3 protein-coding genes are annotated in these 5,250 nt (G+C 39.2%); all 3 read right to left on the bottom strand.

The features are described 5' to 3' along the window. Positions 1-156: 156 nt before the first annotated feature. Positions 157-621 (bottom strand): ferritin-like domain-containing protein, encoded by a 465-nt coding sequence (locus tag ACOVO2_RS15455; protein WP_421770841.1) that lies wholly within the window; start codon positions 619-621, stop codon positions 157-159. A 212-nt stretch (positions 622-833) separates the two neighbouring features. Then, complete coding sequence (locus ACOVO2_RS15450) at positions 834-1,877, bottom strand: family 43 glycosylhydrolase (protein ID WP_421770840.1); 1,044 nt, start codon at positions 1,875-1,877, stop codon at positions 834-836. Positions 1,878-1,981: 104 nt separating this feature from the next. Beyond that, positions 1,982-4,987: a PVC-type heme-binding CxxCH protein gene (locus ACOVO2_RS15445; RefSeq protein ID WP_421770839.1), complete on the bottom strand. Its 3,006-nt coding sequence runs from the start codon at positions 4,985-4,987 to the stop codon at positions 1,982-1,984. Positions 4,988-5,250 lie beyond the last annotated feature (263 nt).

Genomic DNA, 5,250 nt, shown 5'->3' with positions numbered 1-5,250 from the left:
CTAATCATAGGGGTAGCAGATTTAAAAGTTGTGCAGATTTTGTTATCCCTATATACACAAAAACTCGATTTTTAAAGCTGGATGAATCTAATAACTATTATAACTTTTGTGGATTTAATTTTAATTGTGTTGGATTTAAATTGAGTTGTGTTAGGTTTACGCAATTGACTCTCTCACTTGCAAAAGTTTAATTCCTGCCAAAGTATTAGCGATTGTCTGGCGTTGTTTGCTCAAGAAATTCATAAAATCGGGCGAAGCTTTTACCTTATCTAAGCCCAAAACTATATCATATGCCTCTAAGGCAGTTCGGTCGCCAAATTCGCAAGAATTCAAGATAGTTTCACGGTTGTTAGAACTAATCGAAGCCTTGAAATTAATCCAAGCTTGATGAATCTTGCCCATAAAGGTTGCCGATGTAGCTGGCTCTCCCTTAAATTTTGCAATATGCTCAACTAATTCATCTACAAAGTTTTCGCTTTGGGTTACTCCTTTCTGGAAAAAATCTTGTAAATCGCCACCGTCAATATCTTTTGCTGCGGTTTTGTATCCATCAATTCTGCTATAATTAATTTCTACAAGATCATTAAGCGAATTATTCAAAATTTCATATTGCGTTGCCATAGTTTTGATTGTTTGTGTTTTAAAATATTTTGATTTAGTAACACTTTAATAGTCAAAAAAACTGTTCCATACAATTATCAGTAGTTTTTGGGAAAAAAAATCAATAAGAAGAAGTATTATTGGGGATTTTATTTCACGTTTCAAAAAAACAAAAAGCACAAGCTATTACTTAACTCGTGCTTTTGAAGGAAATTAATATTAAAAAAATAGGGTTATTTCTTTTCTGAAGGAACAGCCAATACTTCATTTTCTTTCACAGGCACACCAAAATTTGGTGTACCATCGGCATTCCAAGTAAACTTTTGCATACGTGGTGAGCGGAATTTTCCACAACCTTGATTGGGTTCGGAATTGGCATGGTAAAGAATCCAATCTTCTTTGCCATCGGGCGATTTGAAAAATGAATTATGTCCTGGTGCAAAAACTTTATTTTCGGGCGATTGCTTAAATAATGGTTCGGGAGATTTCTTCCAACTTTTCGGATTCAACAAATCAGCATTGGCATCGGCTGTGAGCATTCCAAGTGCATAAAAATCTGTCCAGCAGCCACTTGCTGAATAAATAATGAATAATTTCTTGCTGTGTTTCAATATTTGTGGGCCTTCGTTTACGTTCACATGTTTAAGATTTGGTTCGTTCAAATCACCGTGTTTTTCCCAGTCAAAATCTGAGCCAGATATTTTCGAGCGTCCGCCAGTAATCGTCCACGGATTTTTCATTTTGGCTATGTAAATATTTTGTTGACCATTTATATCTCCTTCCCAACCCGACCAAATCATGTATAATTGTCCACGATGCTCAAAAACATCGCCATCAATCGCCCATTTATCGGCCGATTCGTCGGCAACTTTTCCTTTAAATATCCAATCGCCTTTCATTGGGTCAGGCGAAGTATTTTCAAGCACATACATTCGGTGATGATTATTATCGCCATCGTCGCCCGCAAAATACATATACCATTTTCCTTGAATAAAATGTATTTCGGGAGCCCACAATTCTTTTGAGTACATCGTTCCAGCAGGCGGTGTCCAAATTGTTTTCGACTCTGCCGTTTTCAAGTCTGCTAAGTTTTTTGTTTTCCAAATCGTCAGCTTGTTTTGTTGTGTGTGGGTGTAATAATAATAGCCGTCTTTGTAAAAACTATACGGGTCAGCTCCTGAGGGTAAAAGTGGATTAGTAAAAGTAGAGGAGTTTTGAGCAAATAAAGCATTGATAAACATCAAAGCAAAGCATAAGCTCAGTGCATTTTTTTTCATAGGGTATTTTGTTTAATAGAATGGATTTTGCAAAACTACTCAAAAATAAAACAGGAGCATAACGATTGCTATGCTCCTGTTTATCTATGAAAACAATGTTGTTTTTACTGCTTCTTCAAAGTACGCAAATACTCCACTAAATCAACCATTTCTTGTTTTTGTAGTGGAAATTTCGGCATTAACGATTCTTCGTTTTCTTCCATCGAAACAATATCCGCACGCTTGAAAGCAGTTGGATTTGTGTTGCCTATTTGTTTGACGTTGATATCGTTTTCGGTTTTACTCAAAATCATTCCTTCTACTTCTGTGCCATCTTTGAGTTTGAGTTTATAACCTTCATAACCAAAACTAATACCTTGACTTGGGTTGATAATGGCCGAGTAAAGGGCAGTTTTGGACAATTTACTACCGATTTCGGTCAATGCAGGACCAAAGTTGACACCCTCACCTTTTACTTGATGGCAAGCTGTGCAGTACATTTTAAATACTTTTTGTCCGCTTGCTACATTTCCTACACCTTTTGCCAGTTCGTTGATATCGCCCAATTCTTTGTCCATTTCCGCCCCAAACATTTTCATGGCATCGGTGCGAATATCGCTGTGCCATGTTCCCAACAAAATCTTCTTGGCAATCGGCATTACTTCTTCCGAAACCTTATTAGCTTTTACTAAATTCCACAAAATTTCTTCACTATTCCAGCCGTACATGGCATACATCGCTTGGTTACGCACGCCTTTGCTGAGATTTTTGTTATTGAATAAAGTTACTAAATAATCGGTTACAGGTTTTTCGTCAACGCCACCGTAAACGCCAATAGCTTTACGCACGATGTCTTCGTCTTTATTCTGCACAAGTTTTTGAAATTCGCCCAAACCATTCAGTTTTATCTGAATTTTGGCAGCTTCTACACCCAAAACAGAATCTTTCATTACCATTTCAGTTAGGCGAGCCACTTGGTCTTTCAGTTCGTAGCGTTTTACTAAATCCAAATAATCAGTTGGATTTTTTATCCCATTCAAAACCTTTGGTAGAAGGCTCTTAAAAAGCGGGTCTTGCTTGGCAGTATTCATATCTAAATGCTTGAAAACCAGCGTCATGATATCGCCCGTTGCATTTCCACCATCGAGCATGCCGAGTAAAATCTTTGTTTTTTCTGGGTTGCTCTGAAAATCAAAAGCACGGAAATAACGCAGGTTATCTTTGCTTGATTTTGCCAATTCGGCCAAACGGAAAATATTATCAGTTGAACGACTACGCCATACTAAGTCCTTAGCAGCAGCATCGGTTCTCCATTTTTCGCCCGCTTTTGCCAAATAACTCGCAAAAAAAGTATCCCATTGATTATCAGCCGCAATACCGAGAGCCTCTAAGTACCATCTGTCTTTACCATCATATTGATTTGCCAAAGTTGCCCAAATATCAGCAGCGGCTGGTGAAGTTTTGTGACGAATAGCCAAAGCAACTTCACGACGCACTTGTGCCGATGGGTCGGTAGCGAGTTTTTGAAGCAATGCTGTGTTATCGGTGCTTAATTCACGAGATAAACGAATAGCCGTGATGCGAATGTCTTCGTCAGCATCATTGGCTGCTTCTTGCAAGTACTTCGCTTCTTTTCCCTTTATTTTACCTAACAACCATAAGGCCCTTGCACGCATTCTTGAATCATCATCTTTCCACAATTTCAATAGTGCTTCTTCAGCTTTTTCTTGCATTGAGTTTAGTTTTGTCCAAGCCAAATAACGCACAGCTACATTGGCATTTTGGAGGGCTTCAACGCAACCTTCGGCAGTTTCAAAATCAAATTTTGGTACAGAATAAGCCTCGCCTTTTGGTGCAATACGATAGATACGTCCACGCACCGAATCGCCCATGGCATGACCACCCACACCTGGGTCGTACCAGTCGGCCACGAAAATTGAGCCATCGGGAGCAGTCGTAATATCGGATGGGCGGAACCATTGGTCACGCTTCGAGCCATCTAAAATATTGTTGATAGTTGCCGTAAAACCAGCACCATTTTTAGTAACTGGATACGAACGCACAATACTCGGCCCAGCATCGCAGTGAATAACTTGATTACGGTATTTTTCGGGCAAAAGGTTTCCTTCATACACAATCATACCCGTTGGCGAACCAGCACCTGTTTGAAGCAAGTTTGGCACTACACCAGGGTCGTTTAAGTGCCAGTGACGAAGTGGAATTTCCTGCTCCCAATTGGTGCGGCGTTCTTGCCAGCTTGCACCTGTCATTTCATCTTTATAGCCATAATTGCCATAGTCCATTACGTAGTTGATACGCACACCTTTGTTGCCATCATCATCATTATCCGACTGCCACATACGGCCGTATGAATCGAGAGCAACTTCGTAATTATTACGGAAATTATGCCCTAAAATCTCAACATTTGAGCCATCAATATCACATCTGAAAACTTTTCCTTGCTTGTAAGTAGAAAATGGTCGGCCTAAATCATCGGTGAGTTCTTTGCCGTTTTTATCGCTGAGGGTTTGTACTTCATTGCCACCGTTGAAATAGAGTTTTCCGTCAGGCCCAAACGTAAAAGCATGAATAGCGTGGTCGTGCTGAACGCCTTTCAAGCCAGTGAAAATAATTTCTTTTTTATCAGCTTTTCCATCGTTATTTTCGTCAGTAAATAAAAATACATTTGGCGAGCAAGAAACGATTGCTTTATTGCCCAAAACTGAAATTCCAAGGGCAGAATTGATGTCTTCGCCTTGATAAAAAACCGTGCTTTTATCGGCTTTACCATCTTGATTGGTATCTTCCATAATCAAGATTCTATCGCCTTTTTTGTTATACGGGTTCTTCGGATTTAGCTTATTTCTGTAATTATATCCTTCACAAATCCAAACTCTTCCCTTGGCATCAATATCCATATTGGTTGGGTTCATCATCATTGGTTCTGATGCAAAAAGCGTTACTTCTAAATCGGAGTCGGCCAACTGAATACCATCAAGAGCGTGTTCTACCTTGCGTTTTTCGTCGTCGGTTAGCTTAGAATAACTTTCATCGGAAAGCGTTTTCTGGGTTTGCTTACAGGCAAAAACCACAAGGAGCATAAAGACTGAAAAAATGATTGATTTTTTCATTTTGTATATAATTGATTGAATTTTCTTATGAATGTACGAAGTTATGCAATAAGTGTAAGTATGACAAATAACTTTGGTTTGTTTTAACGTCGGCAAGGCTTCGAGCCTTGCCGACGTTTGCAAATTACTTCTTACTTAGACTTTGAGCGAACTGAAATTGCAACGGCGAACTGAAAGTTCGCCCCACAGTTTATTTCTTTAACGAAACTATGCCTTTATCGGTGCCTAAGATGCGTCTGGCTCGTAAATATCGGCCTGCATTG

Source organism: Emticicia sp., assembly GCF_049241225.1.
GTDB lineage: Bacteria > Bacteroidota > Bacteroidia > Cytophagales > Spirosomataceae > Emticicia.
Note: the sequence above shows the minus strand (reverse complement) of the source record. Positions and strands in the feature narration are given on the sequence as shown.